This is a genomic window from Nostoc sp. PA-18-2419, assembly GCF_005869855.1.
GTDB lineage: Bacteria > Cyanobacteriota > Cyanobacteriia > Cyanobacteriales > Nostocaceae > Nostoc.
Genome location: NZ_SZNH01000014.1, coordinates 63,443 through 89,567, shown reverse-complemented (window position 1 = coordinate 89,567; position 26,125 = coordinate 63,443). Strand labels below are relative to the sequence as shown.

General features: G+C 38.8%; 23 protein-coding genes. 17 read left to right on the top strand and 6 right to left on the bottom strand.

What is annotated here, in order from left to right:
• The first annotated feature begins 131 nt into the window (after nucleotides 1-131).
• Complete coding sequence (locus tag FCR06_RS16295) at nucleotides 132-551, top strand: hypothetical protein (protein WP_138501456.1); 420 nt, start codon at nucleotides 132-134, stop codon at nucleotides 549-551.
• Between the two features lie 235 nt (nucleotides 552-786).
• Here the strand turns inward: FCR06_RS16295 and FCR06_RS16290 are convergent, their stop codons facing one another.
• Together FCR06_RS16290 and FCR06_RS16285 are read right to left on the bottom strand one after the other, a co-directional pair.
• The gene (locus FCR06_RS16290; protein WP_138501454.1) at nucleotides 787-1,902 is read right to left on the bottom strand and encodes a Gfo/Idh/MocA family protein; all 1,116 of its coding nucleotides are present in this window, start codon (nucleotides 1,900-1,902) and stop codon (nucleotides 787-789) included.
• A gap of 191 nt (nucleotides 1,903-2,093) precedes the next feature.
• Nucleotides 2,094-2,567, bottom strand: a complete 474-nt coding sequence (locus tag FCR06_RS16285) for a hemerythrin domain-containing protein (protein ID WP_138501452.1) — start codon at nucleotides 2,565-2,567, stop codon at nucleotides 2,094-2,096.
• Nucleotides 2,568-2,975: 408 nt separating this feature from the next.
• Between FCR06_RS16285 and FCR06_RS16280 the strand changes: the two genes are divergently transcribed.
• The 11 genes from FCR06_RS16280 (at nucleotide 2,976) to FCR06_RS16225 (ending at nucleotide 16,814) form a co-directional block, all read left to right on the top strand.
• Complete coding sequence (locus tag FCR06_RS16280; protein ID WP_223280167.1) at nucleotides 2,976-3,353, top strand: DEAD/DEAH box helicase; 378 nt, start codon at nucleotides 2,976-2,978, stop codon at nucleotides 3,351-3,353.
• 215 nt (nucleotides 3,354-3,568) lie between these two features.
• Nucleotides 3,569-4,063, top strand: coding sequence for a DUF29 domain-containing protein (locus FCR06_RS16270; protein ID WP_138501450.1), 495 nt, complete (start codon nucleotides 3,569-3,571; stop codon nucleotides 4,061-4,063).
• Between the two features lie 40 nt (nucleotides 4,064-4,103).
• The gene (locus FCR06_RS16265) at nucleotides 4,104-4,766 is read left to right on the top strand and encodes a hypothetical protein (RefSeq protein ID WP_138501448.1); all 663 of its coding nucleotides are present in this window, start codon (nucleotides 4,104-4,106) and stop codon (nucleotides 4,764-4,766) included.
• Nucleotides 4,767-4,821: 55 nt separating this feature from the next.
• A complete protein-coding gene (locus FCR06_RS16260; protein ID WP_138501446.1) occupies nucleotides 4,822-6,171 on the top strand; it encodes a four-carbon acid sugar kinase family protein in 1,350 nt (449 codons plus the stop codon).
• 243 nt (nucleotides 6,172-6,414) lie between these two features.
• Complete coding sequence (minC, locus tag FCR06_RS16255) at nucleotides 6,415-7,464, top strand: septum site-determining protein MinC (RefSeq protein ID WP_138501444.1); 1,050 nt, start codon at nucleotides 6,415-6,417, stop codon at nucleotides 7,462-7,464.
• Nucleotides 7,465-7,724: 260 nt separating this feature from the next.
• Complete coding sequence (minD, locus tag FCR06_RS16250) at nucleotides 7,725-8,531, top strand: septum site-determining protein MinD (RefSeq protein ID WP_138501442.1); 807 nt, start codon at nucleotides 7,725-7,727, stop codon at nucleotides 8,529-8,531.
• A gap of 36 nt (nucleotides 8,532-8,567) precedes the next feature.
• Complete coding sequence (gene minE, locus FCR06_RS16245) at nucleotides 8,568-8,864, top strand: cell division topological specificity factor MinE (protein ID WP_138501440.1); 297 nt, start codon at nucleotides 8,568-8,570, stop codon at nucleotides 8,862-8,864.
• A 1,111-nt stretch (nucleotides 8,865-9,975) separates the two neighbouring features.
• On the top strand, nucleotides 9,976-11,115 hold the full coding sequence (locus FCR06_RS16240) for a VWA domain-containing protein (protein WP_138501438.1): 1,140 nt from the start codon (nucleotides 9,976-9,978) through the stop codon (nucleotides 11,113-11,115).
• 19 nt (nucleotides 11,116-11,134) lie between these two features.
• Nucleotides 11,135-14,392: a tubulin-like doman-containing protein gene (locus tag FCR06_RS16235; protein WP_138501436.1), complete on the top strand. Its 3,258-nt coding sequence runs from the start codon at nucleotides 11,135-11,137 to the stop codon at nucleotides 14,390-14,392.
• Nucleotides 14,393-14,460: 68 nt separating this feature from the next.
• Nucleotides 14,461-16,110: a hypothetical protein gene (locus FCR06_RS16230; protein WP_138501434.1), complete on the top strand. Its 1,650-nt coding sequence runs from the start codon at nucleotides 14,461-14,463 to the stop codon at nucleotides 16,108-16,110.
• Nucleotides 16,111-16,166: 56 nt separating this feature from the next.
• Nucleotides 16,167-16,814 carry a flagellar motor protein gene (locus FCR06_RS16225; protein ID WP_138501432.1) on the top strand — a complete coding sequence of 216 codons (648 nt, stop codon included), beginning with the start codon at nucleotides 16,167-16,169 and terminating at the stop codon, nucleotides 16,812-16,814.
• A 139-nt stretch (nucleotides 16,815-16,953) separates the two neighbouring features.
• On the opposite strand, the gene FCR06_RS16220 is transcribed toward FCR06_RS16225, so the two are convergent.
• Nucleotides 16,954-17,910 (bottom strand): hypothetical protein, encoded by a 957-nt coding sequence (locus tag FCR06_RS16220; protein WP_138501430.1) that lies wholly within the window; start codon nucleotides 17,908-17,910, stop codon nucleotides 16,954-16,956.
• Between the two features lie 409 nt (nucleotides 17,911-18,319).
• Entirely contained in the window at nucleotides 18,320-19,045 is a 726-nt protein-coding gene (locus tag FCR06_RS16215) for a GUN4 domain-containing protein (RefSeq protein ID WP_138501428.1), read from the bottom strand.
• A 324-nt stretch (nucleotides 19,046-19,369) separates the two neighbouring features.
• Between FCR06_RS16215 and FCR06_RS16210 the strand changes: the two genes are divergently transcribed.
• Entirely contained in the window at nucleotides 19,370-20,791 is a 1,422-nt protein-coding gene (locus FCR06_RS16210) for an NADP-dependent isocitrate dehydrogenase (RefSeq protein WP_138501426.1), read from the top strand.
• A 341-nt stretch (nucleotides 20,792-21,132) separates the two neighbouring features.
• Nucleotides 21,133-21,918 carry a superoxide dismutase gene (locus FCR06_RS16205; RefSeq protein WP_138501424.1) on the top strand — a complete coding sequence of 262 codons (786 nt, stop codon included), beginning with the start codon at nucleotides 21,133-21,135 and terminating at the stop codon, nucleotides 21,916-21,918.
• Between the two features lie 69 nt (nucleotides 21,919-21,987).
• Here FCR06_RS16205 and rsmG read toward each other — a convergent pair whose 3' ends face one another.
• On the bottom strand, nucleotides 21,988-22,725 hold the full coding sequence (gene rsmG / locus FCR06_RS16200) for a 16S rRNA (guanine(527)-N(7))-methyltransferase RsmG (protein WP_138501422.1): 738 nt from the start codon (nucleotides 22,723-22,725) through the stop codon (nucleotides 21,988-21,990).
• A 123-nt stretch (nucleotides 22,726-22,848) separates the two neighbouring features.
• A complete protein-coding gene (locus FCR06_RS16195; RefSeq protein ID WP_138501420.1) occupies nucleotides 22,849-23,523 on the bottom strand; it encodes an ABC transporter ATP-binding protein in 675 nt (224 codons plus the stop codon).
• Between the two features lie 443 nt (nucleotides 23,524-23,966).
• On the opposite strand from FCR06_RS16195, the gene FCR06_RS16190 reads away from it, so the two are divergent.
• The 3 genes from FCR06_RS16190 to FCR06_RS16180 all read left to right on the top strand — a co-directional run bounded on the left by FCR06_RS16190 (nucleotide 23,967) and on the right by FCR06_RS16180 (nucleotide 25,950).
• Nucleotides 23,967-24,899: a Sll0314/Alr1548 family TPR repeat-containing protein gene (locus tag FCR06_RS16190; protein ID WP_138501418.1), complete on the top strand. Its 933-nt coding sequence runs from the start codon at nucleotides 23,967-23,969 to the stop codon at nucleotides 24,897-24,899.
• A gap of 148 nt (nucleotides 24,900-25,047) precedes the next feature.
• On the top strand, nucleotides 25,048-25,509 hold the full coding sequence (locus FCR06_RS16185; RefSeq protein ID WP_138501416.1) for a DUF3531 family protein: 462 nt from the start codon (nucleotides 25,048-25,050) through the stop codon (nucleotides 25,507-25,509).
• A 9-nt stretch (nucleotides 25,510-25,518) separates the two neighbouring features.
• On the top strand, nucleotides 25,519-25,950 hold the full coding sequence (locus tag FCR06_RS16180; protein ID WP_138501414.1) for an NUDIX hydrolase: 432 nt from the start codon (nucleotides 25,519-25,521) through the stop codon (nucleotides 25,948-25,950).
• Nucleotides 25,951-26,125: the final 175 nt, after the last annotated feature.

Below are 26,125 nucleotides of genomic sequence, written 5' to 3'. Positions count from 1 at the left end.
TTAGGAAAGCCTAATTTAAAGTTGCTAAATTTAAAATGTCTTGATAAGCTGAAACACCAATATTATAAGCCTTCTGGCGGTTTTCCTGTCTTCACATTTCCCCAGCCGACGCAATATAGGAGTGTCTTTTAGTGAACGCATCTGAACAGGCAACTAACCTTCAACTCGCCAGCAAGATTGCTACAGTAGTTAATTTGTTTAAATTTGAGTTTCCTGATGCCAAATCTGACCTCAAACCCTGGAAGAATGACCCGGAAACTAGGGAGTTAGTCGATCCCGATTCTATAGATATTGGCTTTCACTTTCCTGGTATAAGCAAATCTTGGCAAAGTCGCAGTGTGTTGATTCAAATCCGATTTTATCAAGATCCCATCAATAATTCACGCCGAGCGATCGGTGTGGAGGTAGCTGGATTTGATCATCGTGGTGAGGCGTGGCGACTCTCTACGGTAGAAAATTGGAGTTTTGTTGGCGCATCTTTGCCTTCTGGTGAAATCGGAGATAAGCTCAAACAGATTTGCCGACAGATTTTAGAAGTATTTAATAGTTGAGTGTTGAGTGTGAACAGTGGGATATTTATTTATCAGTCCCTAAGTATGAAAGCTTAGCAGTCTTAGGTCGGGTTGAGCTTTACCGGGATTTCTCGCAAAGCCTGAAATATTAGATTTCGTTTTTCAACCCAACCTTGTATCTTAAAACAAGCACTAGACCCGAAAATCTTTTTGGGATTGTCGGGTCTTAAGTTATTGACAGGTGAGATAAAATCCCACAATGGATGCTTCAAGATTAACCTTCAGGTGCAGTAGCGTGAATTAAGTCTGGATTATCCTCAATAGGAGGACGGTTAATAGTTTGAGCTGAAGTGGGACGTTGATGGCGATCGCGAGTTTCTATCTTTACAGGTTGACCAATCTTAATTGACTCGTCAAGCGCTCGAATAATAGTAACATCGATTAATCCTTCAATTCCAGATGGTTCTGGGTCTTTATCTTCAAGAATACACTTGGAAAAGTAAGTAAATTCAGCTGCTAGTTGATCGTGAGGCTCAAAAGTACGTTCTTGGGTTTCACCATTGATGGTCAGATAATGCTTGAGTTCTCCTTCCCAAGCATAGGCAGGATCTACCCGCAAATCTCCCTTAGTACCGATAATTTGATAAGTTGAAACACTTGCTGCTCCAAAGCTACAGGTAAAGGTTGCCAATCGCTCATTGGGAAAGCGCAAGATGACACTGGTCATTTCTTCGACTTCGCTGAAGCGTTGTTCTCCCTTATTAGCAGCCACAGCAAATACTTCGATTGGTTCATCTTGAAATAAATAACGTGCGGCATTAATACAGTAAATGCCAACATCATCAAGCGTTCCACCACCAGTTACATCTCGTAAACGAATATTGCCCTCTTCTACTTGCTGAGTAAAAACTGAGTTGAAAATACGTGATTCACCAATTTGCTTTAAGCGGACAATTTCTACTGCTTGTAAATTTGCTTCTTCTAAATGTAAGCGGTAGGCAATCATCAGTTTTACATTGTTATCATTAGCTGCTTTAATCATTGCCTCACACTCTTGTTCTGTGATTGCCATTGGCTTTTCACATAACACGTGAATTGCCTGATTAGCAGCCCGTACCGTGTATTCACAATGTAAGTGATTGGGTAACGCAATATAAACTGCGTCAATCTCACCACTTGTCAGACACTCTTCATACTCATCATACGAATAAGTCCGCTTTAAACCGTACTTTTTGCTCAATTCTTCTCTTTTAGTGGGGTCATCAGAAACCAGTGCAACTAATTCTGAATTTTCACTATCAGCAAAAGAAGGTAATGCAGCTTCCTGGGCAAACCAACCTAAACCAACAACGGCGTAACGAATTTTTTGCTTACCATTTGTAGTAGTCATGCTCATAACCTCTTAGTCAACTCTTGGTATTTTAAATGCACTATTTACATGCAATTTTGAACTAGTTAGTCACGCAAAAACTTGGAAATTAAAGTTAACGTAAAAGGTGTTATGTGTTAGGTTTAAAGCTCCAAAAATAGGAAGTTTTTGCTTAAAATTGTGATATGTTGGAGCTATTTAATGTAGCTGTCTTAAAAAGATAATGCAGCTTCAACCTCTGGTTTTAATTCAGCTTTAGCTTTTTGATATTCTTCACCAAGTTCAGTTAGCTCTTGCTCATCCATACATTCACGGACAGCAGTAAAAATTTCACCTTCTTCTTGTTCTAAATGATACTGAGCTACTTCCTTTAATTCATTCATTTTTTCAGAAAATTCAGGGTTATTAGGTCTTAGTACCTTAATCTCTTCTAAAATGAATGAAATTTCTTCGTGTTCTTCTTCAGCTTCTTCTACATATTGTTCTGTCTCTTCGTATTCTTCTAAAGCTGGGTAGAAGATTAATTCTTCAGTTCTGCTATGTAAACTCAATATTTTATAGATTTGACTGAAGTATTCGTACAATTTGCTTCCCTTAGCTTTTTCAGCTTTCACAAAAAGCTGCTCAACTTGGCGATGCTCTGCTTCAATTAATGAGAGAATGTCTGTTGCTTTGGTTTTAGCCATTTTGTCCCCTCAGTAATAATCGATTTCTAGGGTTGAGAATTTGAAGTTGAATGCATGATATCTCGTATATTCTCAATAATTTTGGAAATTAAAACCTCATTCTTTTAGTAAGCTTTAGTTTAAACCTAAGGAATATTTATAGTATTGCAGCGTGACTGAAATTCATAACCTCAGCATGAGGGATGATATGTATGTAGCGTTAGCAGCATGAAAATTTGGCGCAGGCTCACAAACAAGTGGTGTGCGTCCTGAATATAACTAATACTGATTGTCTTTGATGTGACAACAGAAATGACAACAAGATACTTAGTATATATGGCAACTGACCTCTACAACCAGGGATTATTGCATCTGCGTCAAGCACTCGATAACTCCACAGCTGACTTTCGCCCCGGATAATGGGAAGCTATTGAAGAGTTACTCCAGGAGCGATCGCGTTTACTCGTGGTTCAACGCACAGGGTGGGGAAAAAGTCTAGTTTATTTTTTAGCAACTCGCTTGCTACAAAATCGAGGTGCTGGTTTTACTCTTTTAATTTCGCCACTACTAGCTTTGATGCGAAACCAAATTGCAGCAGCCCAACATATTGGGGTAAAAGCTAAAACAATTAATTCTACTAATACAGTTGAATGGCAATTAGTAGCAAGACAGTTAATAGCAAAAGAAGTAGATATTCTGCTTATTTCTCCCGAAAGACTAGGTAATGAAGAATTTAGAGAAAAAATTCTTTTACCAGTATCTCAACGTATAGGTTTATTTGTTGTTGACGAAGCCCATTTTATTTAGATGTTAGACAATCTCAAATGCAGGATTGGTTAAAAAGATCTGTGAATGAAGGTAAGGTGAAAAAAATTAATAGACCAGTCGCTTATGTTGTCAATAAACCAGCAACTCAACTTTCTTTATTATGATAGTGTCATAAGAAGTATTCAAAACCTGAAGCACAATTGATATACATAACACACAGTGTCTAATACAAATAATAGGAGCTTAACAAATCTATGGTGGAACAAATAGAATCAACATCTCAAACTTTATATAACCAAGATTATTACCTGTGGTTGAGAACAACTATAAATCAACTTCGCGCTAAACAGTTTTCTGCTGTTGATTTAGACAATTTGTTAGAAGAATTAGAAACTATGGGTAGAAGGGAGAAGCGAACAATTGAAAATTTATTAATTAAGCTTCTTGAACATTTATTAAAACTCAAGTGTTGGGATCAGGAACGCGAACGTAATCAAGGACATTGGAAAGGAGAAATTAGAACTTTTCGTAGAGAGATTAAAAAAGCTTTGAAAGATAATCCTAGCTTAAAACCTGACATTTTAGAAATATTTGATGAATGTTATCAAGATGCGAGAAAAGAAGCAAGCGATCGCTCTCAACTAACTATTGACATATTTCCTCTAATACCCATTGGCTCTTTAGAACAAATTTTAGATGAAAACTGGTTTCCTGAATATAACCACAATCATCACGGTAAACCCGATTAAAATGAATACGCAACTTGGGTTTCCATAGGAGTATGCAGCCGTGCAGCCGGACTTAATAGGTTTGGAAATTAGCAAGGGGGAACTGAGACGCTTGACTGGGTTCGACCCAGAAGACGTTTTCCGACCTTCTATTTTGCGAGATAGCAACAAGCGAATAGGATTTTTGCTCAATGAAATGGTGGTGACCTTAGCGCTAACACCAATCATTGTTGGCTTTATTTATGCGTTTATTATTCTGCCAACAATTGGATCTTCGATAAAATTTGGTATTCTTTTACTAATTCTAGTGCCAATTCCGATATTAGTTGGGCGAACCCTCTGGCGACAGTTGACTTTTCCTGAAGGACTGACAATACTTTTAGATGAAATTGATAAATATCATCACCTGATTAGCGCCATAGATATCAATGACCAGTTAGCAGCATCAGGGAACGTAGAAAGCAGTATCCATGACCGAGAGCGAGTCACCGCCGCCCTGCAACTGATTCGAGAAGATTTAGTCCGCGCTCTGAAAACGGAACGAATTTTGCGAGATAATAAAAATTTGCTTGCGAATAACCAAGAGTTATTTGTGAATAATTTAGCCCGTCTCCAAGCCTTACAAGTAAGTAGTCAAGCAGGAGAATACGCCCAACTTTTAAATCAATCATTGCAGATTGCGATCGATGTGCAAGCAGAAATCAGAAAACTGCACAAAGGCTAAGTGGAGTTTTCCTGTGCTGATGAATTTCTAAAAAACAATTGCCCGGTTGACTTAAATGAGCAACAAACCCAAAATAATTGTCCTAGATGACGATCCTACAGGTTCTCAAACAGTCCACAGTTGCTTGCTGCTAATGCACTGGGATGTGGACACTTTACGCAGTGGGTTGCAAGATGATTCACCAATTTTCTTTGTGCTGACTAATACTAGGGCGCTAACGCCAGAGTCAGCTGCATCTGTCACCACAGAAGTTTGCCAAAATCTGAAAATTGCTTTGCAGGCTGAAGGAATTAACGATTTTTTGATTGTCAGTCGTTCTGATTCTACTTTGCGGGGACATTATCCCATTGAAACAGATGCGATCGCTCAAGAACTCGGCCCGTTTGATGCTCATTTTCTCGTACCTGCATTTTTTGAGGGCGGACGCATCACCCTTGAAAGCGTGCATTATTTGATAATCGATGGTGTATCTACCCCAGTCCATGAAACCGAGTTTGCTCGTGATTCAGTCTTCAGCTACGATCACAGTTACTTACCCAAGTACGTCCAACAAAAGACTCAAGGAGAAATTCAGTCCGAAGCTGTGGAAAGGTTTCTTCTAGCTGATATTCGCGCTGGTAGTCTGGAACGCTTGCTGAAACTGACTAATAATCAGTGTGCTGTTGTCGATGCTGAAACTCAAGCCGACCTTAACCGCTTTGCACAAGACATATTAACAGCAGCAAGTCAAGGCAAACGCTTTTTGTTTCGCAGTGCCGCGAGTATTTTAACGGCTTTAGCCGCTTTACCTACCCAACCAATCGCCGCCGAAAACATGGCACAATATGTGCGTCAAGGTAAACCTGGTGCGGTGATTGTTGGTTCCCATGTGAAAAAAACTACTCAGCAGTTAGAGGCGCTATTGCAAATAGAGGGAACTGTAGGAATTGAAGTTAATGTAGCCCGATTACTTGATGAGCAGACTAATGAATCTGGTGCACTCTTAAGCGAAATTCAGGAAAGTACGCGGGTGGTACACGAAGCTGGTAAAACACCAGTGGTTTACACCAGTCGTGAAGAACTAAGTTTTAAGGATGTAAAGACAAGATTGGAGTTCGGGACAAAAGTTTCAGGCTTATTAATGGATATTGTGGGCGGTTTGCCATCTGATATCGGATTCTTAATTAGTAAAGGTGGCATTACCTCAAACGATGTCTTGAGTACTGGACTAGCTTTAAATTCAGCCCGCTTACTCGGTCAAATTTTAGCTGGTTGTTCAATGGTACTGACGCCATCTGACCATCCCCAGTTTCCTGATTTGCCTGTGGTGCTGTTTCCGGGTAATGTCGGTGATGCTGATGCTTTGGGAACAATTTATCAACGGTTGACTAAAACAGATTTAAGTGCGGAGTCAAGATCACAATAATTTTGAACTACTTAAGGCTTTTTTGTTTAATAGTAATTAGAAGAATGATTGCGACAGATAAAGCATCCAAAAGCTGATTTCATCGAACTTTATCTACCAGACGCCCTTGCTAGCTTGCTTTCAACTAGGAGTAGACAATCAAAAATATCAAATCCAAAGTTTTATAAGCATGTTGTTACATTTTGCAACTGATCTAATATTAGTAATTATTCAGAATGTTCCTTGTCTTTTGGCTAGTATTGCATGACTTCTGATTCCGCATTTACCAATCTCAAGTCAAATTCTGCACTTCCTGATGCAGAAACAAACTCTATTCATGCTCAGGTAGAGGTCAATCCTACTTCCGATCTAGAGTCAGATTCTATCCTGCCGGATGCTGAGTTAAATTCTGTGCTGCTGTATTTAAAATCAAATGCTAATGTCGATGTAGAGTCAATTCCTGCTGAACCTGATGTAGAGTCAATTCCTACTGAACCCGATGTAGAGCCATCCCTAAATTCTATCCTGACTGATTTAAATAGCAGTGACTCACCATTACCAGGACATCGGCTAAATCAGAATATTCAAGTTCAGCTGAAAAGTCAGGGAGGACAGTTGTTATTAATTTTACCCTCAGAATCTCAAGTACCTGCCTCCGAAGTCAGTTGGTCTAATATTTGGCAACAAATCAGACAGCGTTTGAATGCTAGCGATCGCTTCCGCATATCGAATACACCCGTGCATCTAATGGCACAAGACCGCCTAGTAGATGCCAGACAACTCCAAGAACTCGCCGAAGCTTTAAGTGAAGTTGAACTGCGATTAATATCCGTCTCGACTAGTCGCCGACAAACTGCGATCGCTGCTGTCACATCGGGTTATTCAGTAGAGCAACTACAACCCGTAACTTCCCTGAATACAGAGCCAAAAGCTACTGCCATACCCCAGGCAGATGCCCTTTATTTGGAAATGACTGTACGCTCTGGAGTAGAAATTCGTCATCCTGGCACAGTAATTCTCTTGGGAGATTTGAATCCAGGTGGTATTGTGGTTGCAGATGGAGATATTATCATCTGGGGTCGTCTACGTGGTATCGCTCATGCTGGGGCCGGAGGAAATGTTTCGTGTCTGATTATGGCCTTGCAAATGGAACCAACCCAATTGCGGATCGCAGATGCTGTAGCTAGGGCACCAGAAAAATTACCGATGCAGTTTTATCCAGAGGTGGCACATATTACGCCCCAAGGAATTCGCATCGCTAGGGCTACTGATTTTTCTAGAAATCAAGTGAGCAAGAACAATCAGCAACCCTGAATATTTACTTAAAGGATGAAGGATATGCAGAATAAAGTATAGCGATTTTCATGTAGATAGAATACACTACTCTAATCCCTAGACCTTTGCCGTAGCAAAGTGTATTGTAGATAACCAAAAAACGCTATAAAAAAATACTCATACCTGACTCTGGTCACAGAGAATCAGATATTTCTTCATACTTGATAAGATACTTCATAGCTTTATACTGCAATTTACTGTTTTATATTTCCTGAACCCTCATTGACCGCATTTCTATCATGACTCGCATTATTGTGATTACCTCCGGTAAAGGAGGAGTGGGTAAAACCACAGTTTCAGCAAATCTGGGCATGGCTTTAGCCAAAATAGGGCGTCAAGTTGCCTTGGTTGATGCGGATTTTGGTTTAAGAAATTTGGATTTGCTGCTAGGGCTGGAAAACCGCATTGTCTATACTGCGGTGGAAGTCTTAGCCAGAGAGTGTCGTTTAGAACAAGCCTTAGTCAAAGATAAGCGACAACCCAATCTTGTACTCTTGCCAGCAGCCCAAAATCGCTCCAAAGATGCAGTCACACCAGAACAGATGAAGTTATTAGTGAATGCACTAGCGCAAAAGTATCAATATGTAATTATTGATAGCCCTGCGGGGATTGAAAATGGATTTAAAAATGCGATCGGCCCAGCCAAAGAAGCGCTAGTTGTCAGCACACCAGAAATTTCCTCAGTTCGTGATGCTGACCGAGTAGTTGGGTTACTAGAAGCACAAGGAATTAAGCGTGTTCATTTAATAATTAACCGTATCAGACCCGCAATGGTGCAGGCAAATGATATGATGTCAGTGCAAGATGTTCAGGAACTTCTCGCCATCCCCTTGATCGGGGTAATCCCTGACGACGAGCGTGTTATTGTATCTACCAATCGCGGCGAACCTTTGGTATTAGGGGAAACTCCCTCTTTAGCTGCCACAGCCTTTGAGAACATTGCTCGTAGATTGGAAGGGGAAAGTGTCGAATTTCTTGATATCGACTCGTCCCAAGACAGCATCTTCGCGCGTCTTAGAAGGTTGTTGTGGACAAAGATTGTTTAACCTAATTTTCCAGTCTCCGCCCCAGACCTATTCGTAATGATTGAACTTCTAGAAAAACTTTTTTCTCGTGGTGCTGATAGCAGTCGAACTCAAGTGAAACGTCGCCTGCAATTGGTGATTGCTCACGATCGCGCTGATGTTGACCCTCAAACGTTGGAAAAAATGCGGCAAGAAATCCTAGATGTCGTCTGTCGCTATGTCGAAGTTGAGACAGAAGGCTTGGAGTTCTCTTTAGAAAGCAACCAACGAACTACAGCTTTAATTGCTAATTTACCCATCCGCAGGGTTAAAGGTGCCATACCTGAATGGGAAAGAGGTGATAAGCCTTTATAATCTTAATCCTAGTGTTGAAGTTTTATAAACTAGTCAAATTAATCACAATTATGATAAACCCTTCAAATTTGAGATTTTGAGGGAAGCCAAAGACTTTAAAAGCTTGGGCAAAGTCTGAGCAAGAATTTCCCCAATAAAATTAGAATTGCTATATTTTAGCAAATAAAGTGCGATCGCCTTAGTTTTGAGCATTACGCTTTAATCGGCTGTATTGTTTATTCATTAGTCTCCTCAATCAATTTTCAAATCAGTTAGGATGGGTAGATTTTGCCTTCACTGACTGCTATGACGAACGTTTGTGGGAGATAGTTGAGAGTGTCTTATATAGACTGAATAAATCAAAAATCTTGAAGATGATTCGCTAACTCAAGACTTGTTGTTGTGTCAACATTCTTAATCGAATCAAATTGGTCGCTAGAATCATCGACTGAATAATTTAGGCATAATGCTCCAATCATAAATTTATGATTGCTTAGTTAAACCTTCGTCGCAATTATTTAACAATCGGCATTGACAACTTGTTTTTCAATGGCTAATTCAGATGATGAATGAGTTCATTTGTTTAATTTTTCTAATGCCAATCCGAGGATTTCTATTTTTAAGCTGTTCAATATCAAAGTTGCACCTGGTTGGATTGTTGCTTAACTACTTAATTCTTCTCCCATCTCCTCATCAGCCAAAACACATGCAAACTTTCTGGTTTTTCAACTTACTGTGTCTAAAGTAATTGAAGAAGGTTAATTTACTTTTAGTTACAAAGTCTCGAATTAGCGATCGCATTGGTACGCATACGTGTTGAAAGTGCAGTTCCGATATCCGAGAAGATACTATTGCCGCGTGCCTAACAGTATTTTTTACAATACTATAAATTTTCGGTCACCAGTTCTAATGTATACAATATGTGATAATAGACTTCAAGCAAAAGTCACTATGTACTAAACTCTGTCTGTCAGAGTAAGGCAAAAGACAAAGCCTATTATTTGCAAGTCCATAAGTATATGGATGGAGTTTATCTCATTGCCATTTTCATGTGGAGATGAAATTATAAATTACATTTACTAGGTATCTATGCAAGAAGTCTGATACATTATTTAATTAAATTGTATTATTTGTGACTACAACAAAAATTACTCCTGGACAAACAGTTACTTCTACACAAAAAATCGGCTTAGATTTAGTTGCCGTTTTGGGTGGCGGACGAGATGTTGTCTTGGCCATTGATTTGACAGAAAGTGTGGGATTGAATGATGAAGGTCGCATCCGCTTACGTCAGATTATTACAGATAGTTTGAAACCTGGAGATACTGTATACGTTGTTCCTTTTGCTCAGGATATAGTTTTAAATGAAGTTAAATCGGATGTGAATCCGTTAGGCACAGCCATATATTTTAGTAGTAAAAATCAAGAAAATATTGACAAAATCTTAGCAAAAATACCTTCACCAGATCGGAAATTATATGGTACAGATATTCAGCAAGCCGAATTGACTATTTATCAAGGTCTTGCTCAGATTAATCAAAATCGCCTACAAACGAATCAAAATATTAAGCCACAATCAGTAGTTTGGATTAGTGATGCACCCTTATTTACGGAACCAGGAATTAGCTCTAATATTTGGATAGAAACGCCTGCTGGTAGTCATTTTCGCCAGGTAGATTCTCCCGAAAGTCAACAGCGACAAGCTTGGATTAAAGATTTGCCAATTAACAAGCGATCGCTATCAATTAAAACGCAGAATAATAAAGAATATAAACTTACAGTAGTAGACATTGCTCCCACAGTTCAGGAATTTTGTACGCCAGCCCCAGGGAATCAAGAAACTTGTTTAGTCACACCTTATTTAATTAAAAAGTTATGGTTGCCTGGATTAATTTCCATCTTATTACTAATCGGTTTATGTTTAACTGCATTAAAAGTATATCGGCTACAAAAAAAATGGGAATTAATAGTTGATTTTGAAGTCACAGCCAAACCAGAAGACCAAAAATGCAGCTTGCCAAACAATAAAAGAATTGCAATTGGTGAATACGATTCTACTTGTGTAGATTCTATTGACTGTCCAGGTGAAGAAGTTAGAGCCTATTTGGAGCGCAAAGGTGAGAAACTGTATTTGGTACCAACTAATTTGGCATCGATTTACTACAACGAGCGAGAAATTACTTCACGTACTCTCATTGATAAATCCAAATTCCGTCTCAATTGTCCACATCGCAAGCGCGACTACGAAATCATTATTAAATTAAAAAAATAGTAATTATTAAGTGCATATTATGAGTCAAGCAACTACAAATGAATTTCAATATCGGGGAATTAACCGCACAATTTGTATCGGCTTAGGCGGTACTGGACGCGATGTTTTAATGAGAATTCGACGATTAATAGTTGACCGCTATGGAGATTTAAGCAACCTGCCAATTGTAAGTTTTATCCACATTGACACAGATAAAGCCGCGACCCAAGTAACTGGTATTCGTACAGGAAGTACTTATCACGGCGTAGACCTCAGCTTCAAAGAAGCAGAAAAAGTCAGTGCTACAATGTCCTCCAACGAAGTTAGTATGTTTATCCAAGGATTGGAGCGACGTTCAGAATATACTCGTCATGGACCATATGACCATATTGGTAGATGGTTTCCCCCACAATTATTGCGAAATATTAAAGCAGTTGAAGAAGGTGCAAAAGGTATTCGACCTGTAGGTAGACTAGCTTTTTTCCACAATTACCAAAAGATTAAAACAGCAATTGAAAGCGCAGAAAGACGGACTAGAGGACATGATTCTTCATTACTAAAAACGGGTTTAAGAGTCGAACCTGGACTGAGCATTTTTGTTGTCGGTTCTCTTTGTGGCGGTACTGGTAGCGGCATGTTTTTGGATATTGCTTATAGTCTCAGGCATCTTTATGGCAACCAAAGTGCGAAAATTTTTAGCTATTTAATTATTAGCCCAGAATTATATGGCAATGCTCCTAGTATGAGCGCCAATACTTATGCTGCTCTCAAAGAATTAAATTATTACAGTACACCAGGTACAAAATTTGAAGCTTTTTATGATATTGCAAATTTAACTTTTATTCAAGAGCAGCGTCCACCATTTGACTACACCTATTTAGTATCTAGTCAAACCGGAGGGGAATATTCAATTCTCGTCCAAGGAAAGCTATGTAATGTCATTGCTCATAAAATTGCTCTCGATTTTTCTAGTGAATTAGCACCAGCAATTAAAGGTAGTAGAGACAATTTTCTTCAACACATGATTCAGTGGGATAAACACCCGCGTCCTAATAGTCAACGTTATTTAACATTTGGATTAGCGGCTATTTATTTTCCCCGCGATACTATTGTACAAATTGCTTTAAACCGTATTAGTTTGGAACTGATTAAATTTTGGTTAAACGGCAAAGGTCAAAGTCCAGATCCCCTAAAACTAATTGAACAATTTCTTATTCAACATCATTGGCACAACGACCCAGAAAATAAAGATAACTTTACTACTAAACTTGCAGAATCAGTTCAAGAAAATAATAAGAGTTTCCGTAATACTATCAGCGCTTGGAGAAATAAATTAGAACGGCAAATTTCCGAATGTCAAAAGCGTGAGAACCGCAATGATATTCGTGGACAATTGCCAAGAGAATTTAGAGAACAATTTCGCAAAGTTCAGCCTGGCGAAACTGAAAGTACTAGGGGAATTTGGCTGACAAGACTACTACAAATTTCTCCAAATATTACTAAAGAACTAAAAACTGATATTGATGATTATCTTGGTCAGTTACTCACACCAACAGATTCTAATTTCTCTATTAAAAGTAGTCGTGACTGGCTAGATGCTTTGCAACATGAATTGCATAATTATCAACTAAATCTACAAGAAAAAATCACTGATAATGGAGGAATGAAAATTTTAGAAGATTTAGAAAGAAAATGGCGAGATACTGAACAAATAATCGAGGAGATTGAACAAAAACCAGGTATTCCTCTATTGAATACTAAAAATAGCCAGTTCCAAGATGAAGCCAAAAAATCAGTACAAGAAGCGTGCAAAATTATTCAGCATAACTTTGATGTCACAGTTGTTCAAGAGGCACTAAAAATTGTTAATCACCTGCAAAAACGTGTTCAAGAAAGAACAACTCAAGTTGCTGCATTTAATAGCTTGTTAGAAGATTTACAAAGTTTCTACGAAAAGCAAGATAGAGACTTGAGACAATTGAATTTTGATGAAATGAGCGGTGAAGCAATATTTGATAGTGAGGATATTGATAGCTGTTATCAAACTATCTTACCTGTAGATGATTTACGTCGGCAGTTTGTGTTAGTTAGTTCCACAATTACAGAACAAACTGGTAGAGGACAATCTCTAGTAAGTTTTATAGACAAAGAACGCACAAGTTTAAACCAGTTGCAAAAAGAAATTGCTCTCAAAGTTGATAAATTATTTGCTTCTCGAAGTATTAATATTGTCAATTCTGTAATTAAACGCTTTATGCAAAACTACTCTTTAGCAGTGCGTTCAACTCGTTTAGCACAAGTGATGCAAGAAGCTGAACCCCTCTTGCGTTTGCATTTAACCGACCCCTATTTTCGTGAAGACCCTGCTAAAAGTAGTAAATTAGTCGGTTTTAAAGATACAGATGATTCAGAAGTACGACAGTTTAAAGCTTTACTTACACAAGATATCGGAGTCGAACCCAGTGTATTAAAAGCAACGCAAGCTGAAGATGAAATTTTAATCGTTAATGAGTATGCTGGGTTTCCTCTCAGACTAATTAGTGGTTTAGAGAGAATGAGAAACCCTTATCTACGCGAACAGTATTCTACTTCTTCTTTTCTACATAACGACTACAACGTTTCTTTTCCTGATATTATCCCACCAGATGCTAAAAAGATGGAAGAATTGGAAGATATTTTTTATCCTTGTCTAGCATTGGAATTATTAAAAAATAATCATGAGAGTAAACAGTTAGAATTCCAATATTATGACCAATTACGCGATAGTTATAATACTGCTGCTTTAAGTTTAGAGTGGAATCAAGCTTTAGAGGAACTTGCTAACCACCAAGATATGACTGAAGCCTTACGACAGCTTTTAGATCATGAAATTGCTATGATTACCAGACAACCTCAAGTTTGGGAAAGTACATATCTACCAAAACTAAGACAGTTTGTCCAACAGGTAGATGAATTACCAGAAGATAATCCTAATTTTCCCTATAAACCAGCATTAATTGGAACTTCTCCAAGTATCGATCCCACAGCTAAAGAGGGAATTATTAATCGCTTCCGTAGAAAGATGAATGAACAATTTAAAACTTTTCAAAATAGCAGCTTCGCACCAAGCAATAATACACTAAATCAACCAGCAATTACTGGCGAAATCATAATTGATTCTCCAGTAGATTCTAATAATAATCGAACAAAACGACGTTTAGCATTGGAGGAATTAAAACAAGACTTAGATAATGGATATATGAATAAAGAAGAATTTGAGCGCGAAAAACAAAAAATTTTTACTCAATACCCTTTATAGTTTATTTTTTAGGTTGGTATTTATCAACCTATTTTATATATATTTTGATACATTAAAAAATTACTTTCATGCCACCAATACCTCCTTTCTTAATTTTTATTACTCTTTTATTCGTAGTTGCACCATCTATAGCTACTATTTTTTATCGTTTAGCTCTTTATCAACATCTTATAACTTTGGAAGAAAAGGTAAGAAGATTAATTGATAGAGTCTCACCTGGACAACAACCAAAAATAGTAGAAAAATTAGAACAAAGATTTAAAGAAGCTAGTAGCAACTTAGACCAGGTTAATACAGCCGCATTAATAGACCAAGTTTATAGCCAAGAAAAAGTTTGGGGATTTACCTGCGAACAAATAGATTACTTTTGTCGGATTCTACCCAATTTACTTCTAGCCTTTGGCTTACTTGGTACTTTTTTAGGTATTACAATTAATTTATCAGCACTCAGTCAAACAATCAATCAAACTAATAGTGCCAATGTTAATAGTTTAATTGCTGAATTAAAAAAACCATTGGAAGGCATGAGTATTGCTTTTACTACAAGCTTAACGGGACTTTTTTTTAGTACTACATTAACATTATTTAATTGGTTAAAAAATACTAGTTTTGCAAAATACAGACTTATTAGTTCTCTTGAAGATTATCTAGATAACATTTATCATCCTCAAGTACAGGGTGATACTCGCCTCGATAAAATTGTTAATAGAATGGTATCCCAACAGCATGAGTTTTTAACTCGATTTGGTGATACAGTACGAGATGCAGTTGAGAAATCAATAGGAAGTGTAGCAAAACAAATTGCTAAAGGAAATGAAGAAGCTACTCAGTTAGCTAAGCAAGTTTATGAGAAATTTTATGAAGCTGCTGGTACTATATCTGGCGCTGCTGATGAATTTGAACGTGCTATCACTGAATTGAATAAAAAATCTGATGTATTTAAACAGTCTGCTGAAATTTTTGCTCAAAGTCAATTTCCGCAAAAATTATCGGCAGCAACAGCCGATTTGACTACGATGCAAGAAAGATTTTCACAATCTGCTATAAGTTTAGGCAAGACAACTAAATTTATTGAATCGGCAATATTAGAAGTTCAGCGTTGTAGTCAAGAATTAACGACTTTAGCTGTAGATATTAAAAATAGTAATCAAACTTCAAATCAAGTTTTAGAGTTACATAAAAATAATCAAAACTCCCTTGGTGAGATTATTCCTCAACTCAAACAGGGAGCTAATAGTTTTTCCAGAGCAATTAACAAACTTGAGAAATTAGAACAAGGAATTACTAATAAAGCTGAGACTTTTGCACAGTTGCTAGAACTCGTAAAAAACTATCCAGAACAAACTAATTTGGCAATTGAAGCTTTAGGCGATCGCCTAATTTTAAATTTATCACAGCGAATCGGTTCTAACAACCAACAAGTTCAAACTTTCATCACCAGTTTTGAGGAATTTGCTAATCAGTTCAATGTGAAGTTTGATATGTCTAAATCAGATTTTCTCGACATTATTCAAAATAATAACGAAAATTTTAATAGCGAATATAAAAATGTTAGCGCTATGATTATTAAAGGAATTATTCAGCAAACTGAAATAAATAAACAAGGGATAGAAATGTTAATTAGTAATGTTCAACAATTTAATAAAGATGTTAATTATATTAAAGATGAAATTTCCAAACTGAGACAGAGAATGGAAAAACAAGTAGAAAAATTTTAAATACGGATTATATTTAATGACTGATAAAAATAAATTTAAAATAAAAATATTAAATTATGGTTCGTCGATCGCGGCATAGTGACTACAATGAAGACTTAAATATTTGGCCTGCTTTTACAGATCTAATGTCTAATGCCTTCATGATATTACTGCTATTATTGTTACTAGCTAGCACCAAATATACAATATCACAAATAACTAATCCAGGAACGCCACCAATTTTACTTATTAAAGATGAGAATTCTCGATTCGATCCAGGTAGTGCAGTAATTCCACCAACAATGCTGGATTATATCAGAAATAAACTCGTACCTGATATCGAAAATACCACAAAGACTTACAATATTAATACAGTTGAAATTATCGGACATACTGATGAACAACCTATTGGCATTATCAATAGCAATTTAGACAATAATTTAGAAGTAGCAGCTAGTCAAAAAGGTTCAGTTAGTACACTTAAGCCTGGTTCTAACGCTGATTTAGGATTGATGCGTTCTCTAGCAGTCGTAAAAGAATTAATAAAAATCCAACAACAAAATAAGATGCCAGGAATTAGATTTCGTGCATATTCAGCAGCACAATTAATATTACCAAGTGGCGAATTTGCTCCCGTTCCCCAACCAAAGCGTCACTCGGAACCTAATCGGCGACGCATTGAAATTCGTTTTACACGCCTGGGTGAAGTGCGCGAAGTAAAATGAAAAGGAGTCATAATTCCAAATTTAATATTGAGAATACTGCTATAAAATAAATAATTAAATTTGGCAATAATTTGCTTGATTTCTACTTATTTTCTGAACTAAAGTATTTATCAACGCTAGGATTTTAGACAAAATCGTCCTAAGTTTTACTCTTATACGCTTCTTTTTGTGCTGCTTCACTATATTTTTTATATAGTTGAGTCCGAATCTTAGCTTCTTGATAACGGCTGTGCTTTGGTTGCACTGTACTCATTAAATCTGAAGCCTGTTGCCATCTAGCAGCTATTTCTAACCACTGGGTCGAAGTTGTGGCTACTTTTCCAGATGCAGAAGCTTGGTTAGCAATTCGCACTGCTGTTCCGAATGGGTCATTAGATGAGTTAGAAAGACTATTGTTAGGAGTAATAAGTGGTGTTTTGATTTTGCTTTCTTTAGTACTTTCTGTTTTTAAAGCTTTAGAAGTGTCTAGTTGTATAAGGTCTTGAATTTTATTACCTAATTTGGCATATACAACCCAACTAAGCAGTAGCAATGAGCAGAGACTAGCCACTGCTAATATCTTTGTTTGATGTTTATTTTTGTGTTTTTCTTTGTTAACTAGTACTAAAGAACGAGAAACCGGAGTTTTAGGAAAACTTGGTTTTCCTAGTTCAGCTTGGGCTTGTGATAAATCATTAATTAGTTGCTTTATTACATTAGGTTGAACTAATGTAATTTCTTGTGACCACAGCAATTGATTCTCGCGATCGCTAGATATTTCCTTTAACCAAAGTAACTGCTGTTCTCGAACTATTCTACTGTTGATATTGACTCGGCGGATATTACGCGGTGCAATCGACTCCAGAATTTGGTGGATTTGTTCTACTAGGGGAGATTGCTCGAGTTGCTCAATCTTAGCCGCTTCACATAAAAGTTGTAAGACACCACCAGAAAAAATGGCTCTGGTTCTAACGCCTGATTTAGCCAGCTTTTCGTTCAAAAGCTGAATAATCGCTGCAACGCTACCTTGATGAGCTTGCCAAGCGATATCGTTTATTCGGTCTATCATCTGGGATTGAGTGATAGCTCTTGCACCTTGAGTTATTGACGGATTCATTAATTTAGGGACTCTTTTCTACTGACCTTTACCTTGTCTTCGATTTTACGAGTAAAAACATGAGTTGCCAAATAAAATCACAAAATAAAGCCTCCTTTTGAGTTTGGCAAGGAGACTCTATCACCATTAGTTAGTCTAATTTAGCTCTGTAACAAAATGTATTATATTTTTGGATGTCTACACCCCTGTCAGGGAGAGACAAAATAGCAGTCTAGGGAACTCAAACAAATGAATTATTCCGTTTGAAGTTGCTGACTGTTGACTGCGAACAGTAGGATATTTTTTTATTTGTCAATCCCTTATGTAAAGGACTTTTCCAACATAGTAGCCATCTTATCTGGTTCAATAATGACGTAGAATTCCTGCTTGTTAGGACTGATTGTCATCTTATCTGTACGTAGGCTCAAAATCATTCTGGATTCTTTGACCAAGCAGGATGAGATAGTAAAGAAGCAAAAACCCGCACTCCCCGCAGTTGATTAGACAGAGGTAAGTGACCTCTAGGCGCGCTCAAATCCCAAGTAAATTCATGGGGGTAGCGAGTCCAATTATTACTTTGTTTCCAGCCAATCTTCGGCCAGAAATTCTCCCAGTTTTTGCCCAAACTCAACCAAATTTCTCGTTGCACTGAAAAGCCAAATTTGCCTTCAGAGTGGACTAACCATAGATTGTTAATAGTTTGTAAGTCAACAGCTGGGGAATTTTCTACTTMAGTAAAATACAACCATTTGCGTTGTACAGCCGTTGGCCCTGATAGTTCACACATTTTTCCAATGGTCATACGATCAGCAGCTTGAAAATCTTGGAGGGCGAGTAGCTGTTGCAAAGGATTGTAATTAATCCTGCACTCTGATTTTAGAGGTACAATTCCCTCAGGAAACCACGAGAGCAGAAATTCTTTGGCTTGAGGTGCATCAGACTTGTAGAGGACTTGGTAGGCTTTGCCATCAACCCAAGTTGCTGGGTTGTCACGGCGTTTGTGTAAAAATTCCATCAACACATCTAATCCCTCATTACCCAATTGAGCTAACTGTGAGATGATTTGTTGTTGGACTTGAAGAGACCCAGCGATTAATGGTTGTCGGAGGGAGTCGATGTCAGTAGCAGGGCCTGATAAAATCATTGGGTCTGTCATGCCATTACTCGTATTAGCAAAAGGGTGAAAAAGCAGTCAGCTATCAAGCATTCTTTAAAGTGAAGCACTGATAGCGAAAAGTAGTTTACTATTTTTGATCGTACAAAATTGCGATCGCTTCACCTAATCCCACACTTAATCGCCAAATTAATGTACAAGGAAAATAGGGGGAACATCTGCGCTTCATGGGATTGGGGATTGGGGACTAGAGACTGGGGACTAGAGACTGGGGAAAGTTGCAGTAAGTCTTTCTTTTCTATGCCTCTGTCCCTGTGCGCCAATCGCCAATTCCAACGGCCTATCTTTCTTAGGAGTGTTTAAAGTATGTACGAGAAGATTACCCCCCCCACAACTGGATCAAAAATCACCTTCAAAAATGGTGAACCGATTGTACCTGACAATCCAATTATCCCTTTTATTCGGGGCGATGGTACGGGTATAGATATCTGGCCTGCTACCCAAAAGGTGCTAGATGCTGCTGTAGCCAAAGCATACAAAGGTCAGCGTCAAATTAGTTGGTTTAAGGTTTACGCTGGAGATGAAGCTTGTGATTTATACGGTACTTATCAGTATTTACCTCAGGACACTCTCACAGCAATTGAAGAATATGGTGTAGCTATTAAAGGGCCTTTAACTACCCCCGTTGGTGGTGGGATTCGTTCTTTAAATGTGGCACTCCGACAAATTTTTGACTTGTATGCCTGCGTGCGCCCTTGCCGCTACTATGCAGGTACGCCCTCACCTCACAAAAATCCAGAAAAGCTGGATGTAATTGTTTATCGAGAGAATACAGAAGATATTTATTTGGGTATTGAGTGGCGACAAGGTAGCGAAATCGGCGATCGCTTAATTAAAATTCTCAATGAGGAACTTATTCCCGCCACCTCAGAACACGGGAAAAAACGAATTCCCCTCGATTCTGGCATCGGTATTAAACCCATCAGCAAAATCGGTTCCCAGCGCTTAGTTAGACGCGCCATTAAACACGCCTTGCAATTGCCCAAACACAAGCAACAAGTCACTTTGGTGCATAAGGGCAACATTATGAAATACACCGAAGGCGCTTTCCGCGATTGGGGTTATGAACTAGCAACCACCGAGTTTCGCGAAGAAACTGTCACTGAACGGGAATCTTGGATTTTAAGTAACAAGGAAAAAAATCCCAATATTTCCTTAGAAGAAAATGCCCGGCAAATCGATCCGGGGTTTGACTCTCTCACTGAAGAGAAAAAAGCGCAAATTGTCAAGGAAGTTGAAACAGTTCTTAACTCAATTTGGGCAACCCACGGTGATGGCAAATGGAAAGAGAAAGTTTTGGTGAATGACCGGATTGCTGACAGTATTTTCCAACAAATCCAAACCAGACCAGATGAGTATTCGATTCTGGCGACAATGAACTTAAACGGTGATTACTTATCTGATGCTGCTGCGGCAATCGTTGGTGGATTGGGAATGGGACCAGGGGCCAACATTGGCGATAGCAGTGCCATATTTGAAGCTACCCACGGCACAGCACCCAAACACGCCGGGTTAGATAAGATTAATCCGGGTTCAGTGATTTTGTCTGGAGTGATGATGCTGGAATATCTCGGTTGGCAAGAAGCCGCAGACCTAATCAAGAAAGGTTTAGGAGATGCGATCGCCAACAGTCAAGTCACTTATGATTTAGCACGGTTGCTAGAACCACCAGTTGAACCATTAAAATGTTCTGAATTTGCCGAAGCAATAATTCAACATTTTGGTTAATTAGTAATGGGTATGGGGCAAACAGGAAGTGTGGGAAGAAAAGGAGGTGTGGGAGGAAAAGAAGGTATGAGACCAGAGGGAAGAGGCCAAAAGCCAGAAGTATAAATTTTTTTTCCTCCCACACTCCCCACACTTCCCAATCTCCTCATCTCTCCCCACACTCCCGCATCTCCCTACTTCTCACAGACGCGATTAATGAGCCAGCGCCTTGCAGGGGTTCCCCCGTTGTAGCGACTGGCGTCGCGTCTCTACCTACTCCCAATTCCCTAATTTTTTGCAACCAGAATCTAAGAAAATGAGAACGACCAATTAATTGACATAGATTCGCTGCAAAAACTTATATGACTGTTAATCGACGCTATTTCTTGTTTTTACTCGCAGCAGGTGCGGGTGCTTTGACTTTGGATGCTTGTGCATCAGCAGAAAATTCTGTCCAGAGAAATGTTCCAACTCCCGACACAACACCAAACACAACATCAAACACAACATCAAACACTACTGGGGCTATCCAACTACCACCTTTACCTTACGCTTACGAAGCCCTAGAACCACACATTGATGCCAAAACAATGCAATTTCATCACGATAAACATCACGCAACTTATGTGAAAAATCTGAATACGGCATTAGAAAAACACCCAGAACTCAAAAGCAAAAGTGTTGAAGAACTGTTACAAAAACTTGACACAATACCAGAAGACATTCGCAAAACAGTACGCAATAACGGTGGTGGTCATGTGAACCATTCGATGTTCTGGAAAATTATGAAGTCGAAAGGTGGTGGAGAACCAACAGGAGATATAGCTTCGGCTATTAATCAAAGTTTTGGTAGTTTTGCGGCTTTCAAAAAACAGTTCAACGAAGCTGGCGCTGGTCGTTTTGGTAGTGGTTGGGTTTGGTTAGTGCGTAACAAAGATGGCAAGCTGGAAGTAGCGTCTACAGCTAATCAAGATAGTCCCCTTAGCGAAGGCAAGTACCCCATCCTGGGTAATGATGTATGGGAACACGCATATTATCTTAACTATCAAAACCGTCGTGCCGATTATTTAGAGGCTTGGTGGAACGTGGTTAACTGGGATGAGATTAACAAGCGGTTTGCAGACGCGAAAAAATTTAAATTTGCTTAAATAGCAACGCTCGAGAAAAAGTAAATCTTAACTAAAGTGCGTTAGGCCAAAGTCTAGCGCACCACTTTTTCAAAGAGGCTTTTGAGCAGGTACACCTGTAGTTCGGGGAAACTGAACTGGTGTAGTCGTTACCTTACGCAAATATATACAATGGCGGATACTCTTAGTTATAGGAGTGATGAATTTTTCGATTAATTCAATAACGCCACCCAATTGCTTAACAGCATTTTCCAAAGCTGTTGTCTCATCCTCTGTCCAATTACCACGATAAATTATTGCTAAACCTCCCTGTTTAACCAGTGGTAGAGTATATTCTGCACAAACGGAGGCTGTCCCTACAGCACGGATTAAGGCAATATCATAAGCTTGTCGGTGTTCGGTTTGCTGACCAATTTCTTCAGCCCTACCAACAAGAGTTTTGGCATTTATTAAAGCAAGTTCAGTTAAGACTTTTTCAATAAAATTAATTTTTTTACGAGTTGAATCCATCAAAGTTATTGGGCAATTAGGTGCAGTAATTGTCAGTGGAATACCTGGAAAACCCGCACCTGTACCAATATCGATCGCTGATGCACCTTCTTGGAAAGACGAAATAAATTGCCCGTGGGGCGCAATTCCCCGCAATGAATCCCAAAGATGTTTTTCCCAAAACTCTTGGGGGTCAGTAATGCGAGTTAAATTTAATTGACGGTTACCTTCTAGGATTAATTCATAAAGTCTCTGGAATTGCGCCTGTTGTTGGACACTTGGTTGCCAATTAACGGTTTGCTGCCAAATTTCTGCCATTTCCGGCAATAAGTTGATCATTAGTTATTAATTATTAGTTATTGCTCGTTGAGCGTAGGGCATTGGAACAAGCAAGGGAGCAGAGGGGAAGATATTCTTCCCTGCCCCCTGCTCCCTGCCCCTGTGCCTCCTCCACTCCCCAACTTATACTGCTGGCAGAGGCTCTTTAACTTTCACTTCAAGTGTCTTTGAGTCAACTGATTTTAGTTCACCGTGGTTGAGTGTCCAACAACAGTCTGCGATCGCTAACAAATCTCCAGCATCATGTGTCACTACCAACAGTGTCCAATCTTGTTTGAGTTTTGCTAATAAATTTATCACCTGCCGCCGCATCGACCAATCTAACCCAGCTGTCGGTTCATCCAATAACAGTAGATTTGGCTGGCGAATTAATTGCACTGCTAAAGCTAAACGCCGCTGCTGACCACCACTCAAAGCATGGGGGGCAGTGGAGAGCGATAAATGCTCTAATCCCACTTCACTCAAGGCGTGTCTGACTCGATCTGAGCCTAATTCAGGATGTCCTAAACGCAATTCTTCTAAAATCGAACTACCGCAAAAATGCCGCTCTGGAAACTGAAACACCAATCCAGCCAATTGTTGTAGCTGTTCAGGAATCAGTTCTTGTTCGCGCCAAAAGAGTCCGCCAGAGGTGGGTTCGGCTAGTCCGGATAAAATTTCTAGTAAAGTACTTTTACCAGAACCACTCGGGCCAATAATCAGACCTAGCTGCTGGGGTGCTAATTCTAAGTTGATCGATTTAAGAATAGCTGTTGGACACGCTGTGGGGTGATAAATTAGATTTCGGAGATAGAGCATTTGTTAAGATTACCAAAAAGTCAGCAAATTACTGATTAACTACACCGAGAGCAACTGGAAAATTCAGCAAAAAATTTCTAGTACATTACTTGCGTTAACACCTTAATCTAGCAGCAAGAATTATCCACCTTTTCTCCATTGTGGCAGACTTACCCTTATCAATAGACTTCTTGCATAAGTCGGAAAAAGGGGAAGGTGGGGGCCCCACGAAGTGGGGAGAAGGGGAAAAGTTCTGTATTGTCCCCTTCCCCTTTAACCTTTACCCTTTTCCCCCTCTTGCAACAGGTCTAATGGCTACAACATGCTTGGGAACATGAAAAAATTACCTAAGTCAATCTTGGTAGAAAATTTTGCCTAAAGCAGACACAATTTAAAATTAACCATTTTTTGCATTTTAAGTAACACATACAACTATTTCAACCGCAATTATTCTGAGGGTTAAAATGACTAAAAGGTTTTCTAGTTCTCAATTAGTCGTGTTTGCTAAGCTCAACTTAGTTGCTCAGCTGGCTTTTGGGACTGCGATCGCACTTCATCTTTTGATAAATCCTTCACTAGCTGGCGATCCCTTTCGCACTAAAGAACCTCATCAAATTGGCGATCAAACTCAAGCAGCTTTTGAAGCGATTTTCCAACAAGGTAACTATCCAGCAGCAGAGCGTTACCTCACTCAAGCGCTAACCAAAGAGCCAAATGAACCTCTAGCTTATGCTATGAAGGCATCTTTAGCATACGGAAATAAGGATTGGGCTAAGTTAGACACCTACACCCAGAAAACTTTGGAAAGCGCCCAAAAGTTGATTTCTACCGACCCTTTGCGTGGAAATTTATATACTGCTGTTGGTCATTTTTTTGAAGGCTCGCTAATTCTCATTCGTCAGGGTACAGCCAAAGGGGTGCCAGAGGCTTTCGGTCGGCTGCGGCAAGTTTATCAGTATTTAGACAAAGCTGAAGCGATTTCTGCTAACGATCCAGAGCTGAATTTAATCAAGGGTTATATGGATTTATTGTTAGCGGTTAATTTGCCTTTTGCCAATCCAGATCAAGCAATTGGACGCTTACAAGAAAATGCCGCTCCTGAATATCTCGTGGATCGAGGTATCGCTCTTGCCTACAGAGATTTAAAACGGTATCCTCAAGCACTAGAATATGTTGACCGAGCAATCAAAAGCGCACGCGAAAATCCAGAAATTTATTATCTCAAAGCTCAAATTCTTAAACGACAAGGAGAAAAGGATAAAAGTCAGCAGCTGATTCAGGAAGCGATCGCTAACTTTGACAAAGCATTGACTAAAAAATCCCAACTCCCAAGTAATTTAGTCAAACAAATCGAGACTGAGCGTAAAAATACTCTGAGCCTAAATAATTCAAGGTAATTGGGCATTGGGTATTGGGCAAGCAGGAAGTGTGGGAGGTGTGGGGAGAGAGGGGGGCAAGATTTCTTCTCCATCCTCCCGCCCGTCCCACACCTCCCCACTCTGATATGCTTATCTTCGGTAAAAATAATTAAAATATTTGACTAAAATGCAAATTCAATTCCGTGAATTTAATCCTTTTGATGTATGGATTTGGCTAAAATTCAGCACAATTCCTTCTGAGCGTGAAAAGCAGTATATCGAAGAAGCTTTTGATTCCTGGTTTTATCTGGGTAAATTGGGTGCATTTAATGCAGAAAATCTCCAGGTACAGGAAACTGGACTTGAACTCAGCTATATGAATTATGATTCCCAAGGGTACGACAAAAGCTTACTAGCCTTGATGCACAATATGGGTGAATTTGAATATCAAGGACAGTGGGCGCGTTGTTGGTTTGACTTGGGAACTAGTGATGCGATCGCCCTGGATATTTTAATCAACGCTCTCACGCAACTGGGTGAGGAATATGTCACTATCGAAGACTTATATATCGGCGGTGAAAATGAAGATTGGCCTGTTGAAGATAGTGAAAGTCGTTCTCACTCTATTTACGATAATTACGATAATTAATTTACAACAATGAAGAAACCTGGCGAAATTCGAGTGTTAGTCTTAGGACTGATTCGAGATGGCGAACGCATTTTTGTTTCTGAAGGCTACGATCCTGTAAAGCAAGAAACATTTTATCGTGCTTTAGGTGGTGGCATTGACTTTGGGGAAACTAGCCACGATGCGCTACAACGGGAGTTTCAAGAGGAAATTCAGGCAGAGTTAACAAATATTCGCTATTTAGGTTGTATAGAAAGTTTATTTATATTCAATGGTAGGCAAGGTCATGAGATTATTCAACTTTATCAATGTGACTTTGCTGAACCTAAGTTTTATCAGTTGGAAAGTTTAGTTTTTTTTGAGTCAGAAAAACATAAACATAGGGCACTGTGGATAGATATTTCTCGGTTTAAATCAGGAGAATTAAGATTAGTTCCAGAAGTATTTTTTGAGCATTTGTAAACATTTTATTATAGTATTATCAATCAAAAACTTCTCTATTTAGAATACAAAATTTAATTGATTCCTGTAATTAATATCATTCTTAGTGTTATGGGTTCTGTAATACATGACTGGAAGGTTTTGGTGCATTAGCTTACAGTATAAATAATATGTTCTACGTGTATTTATAAAGTCT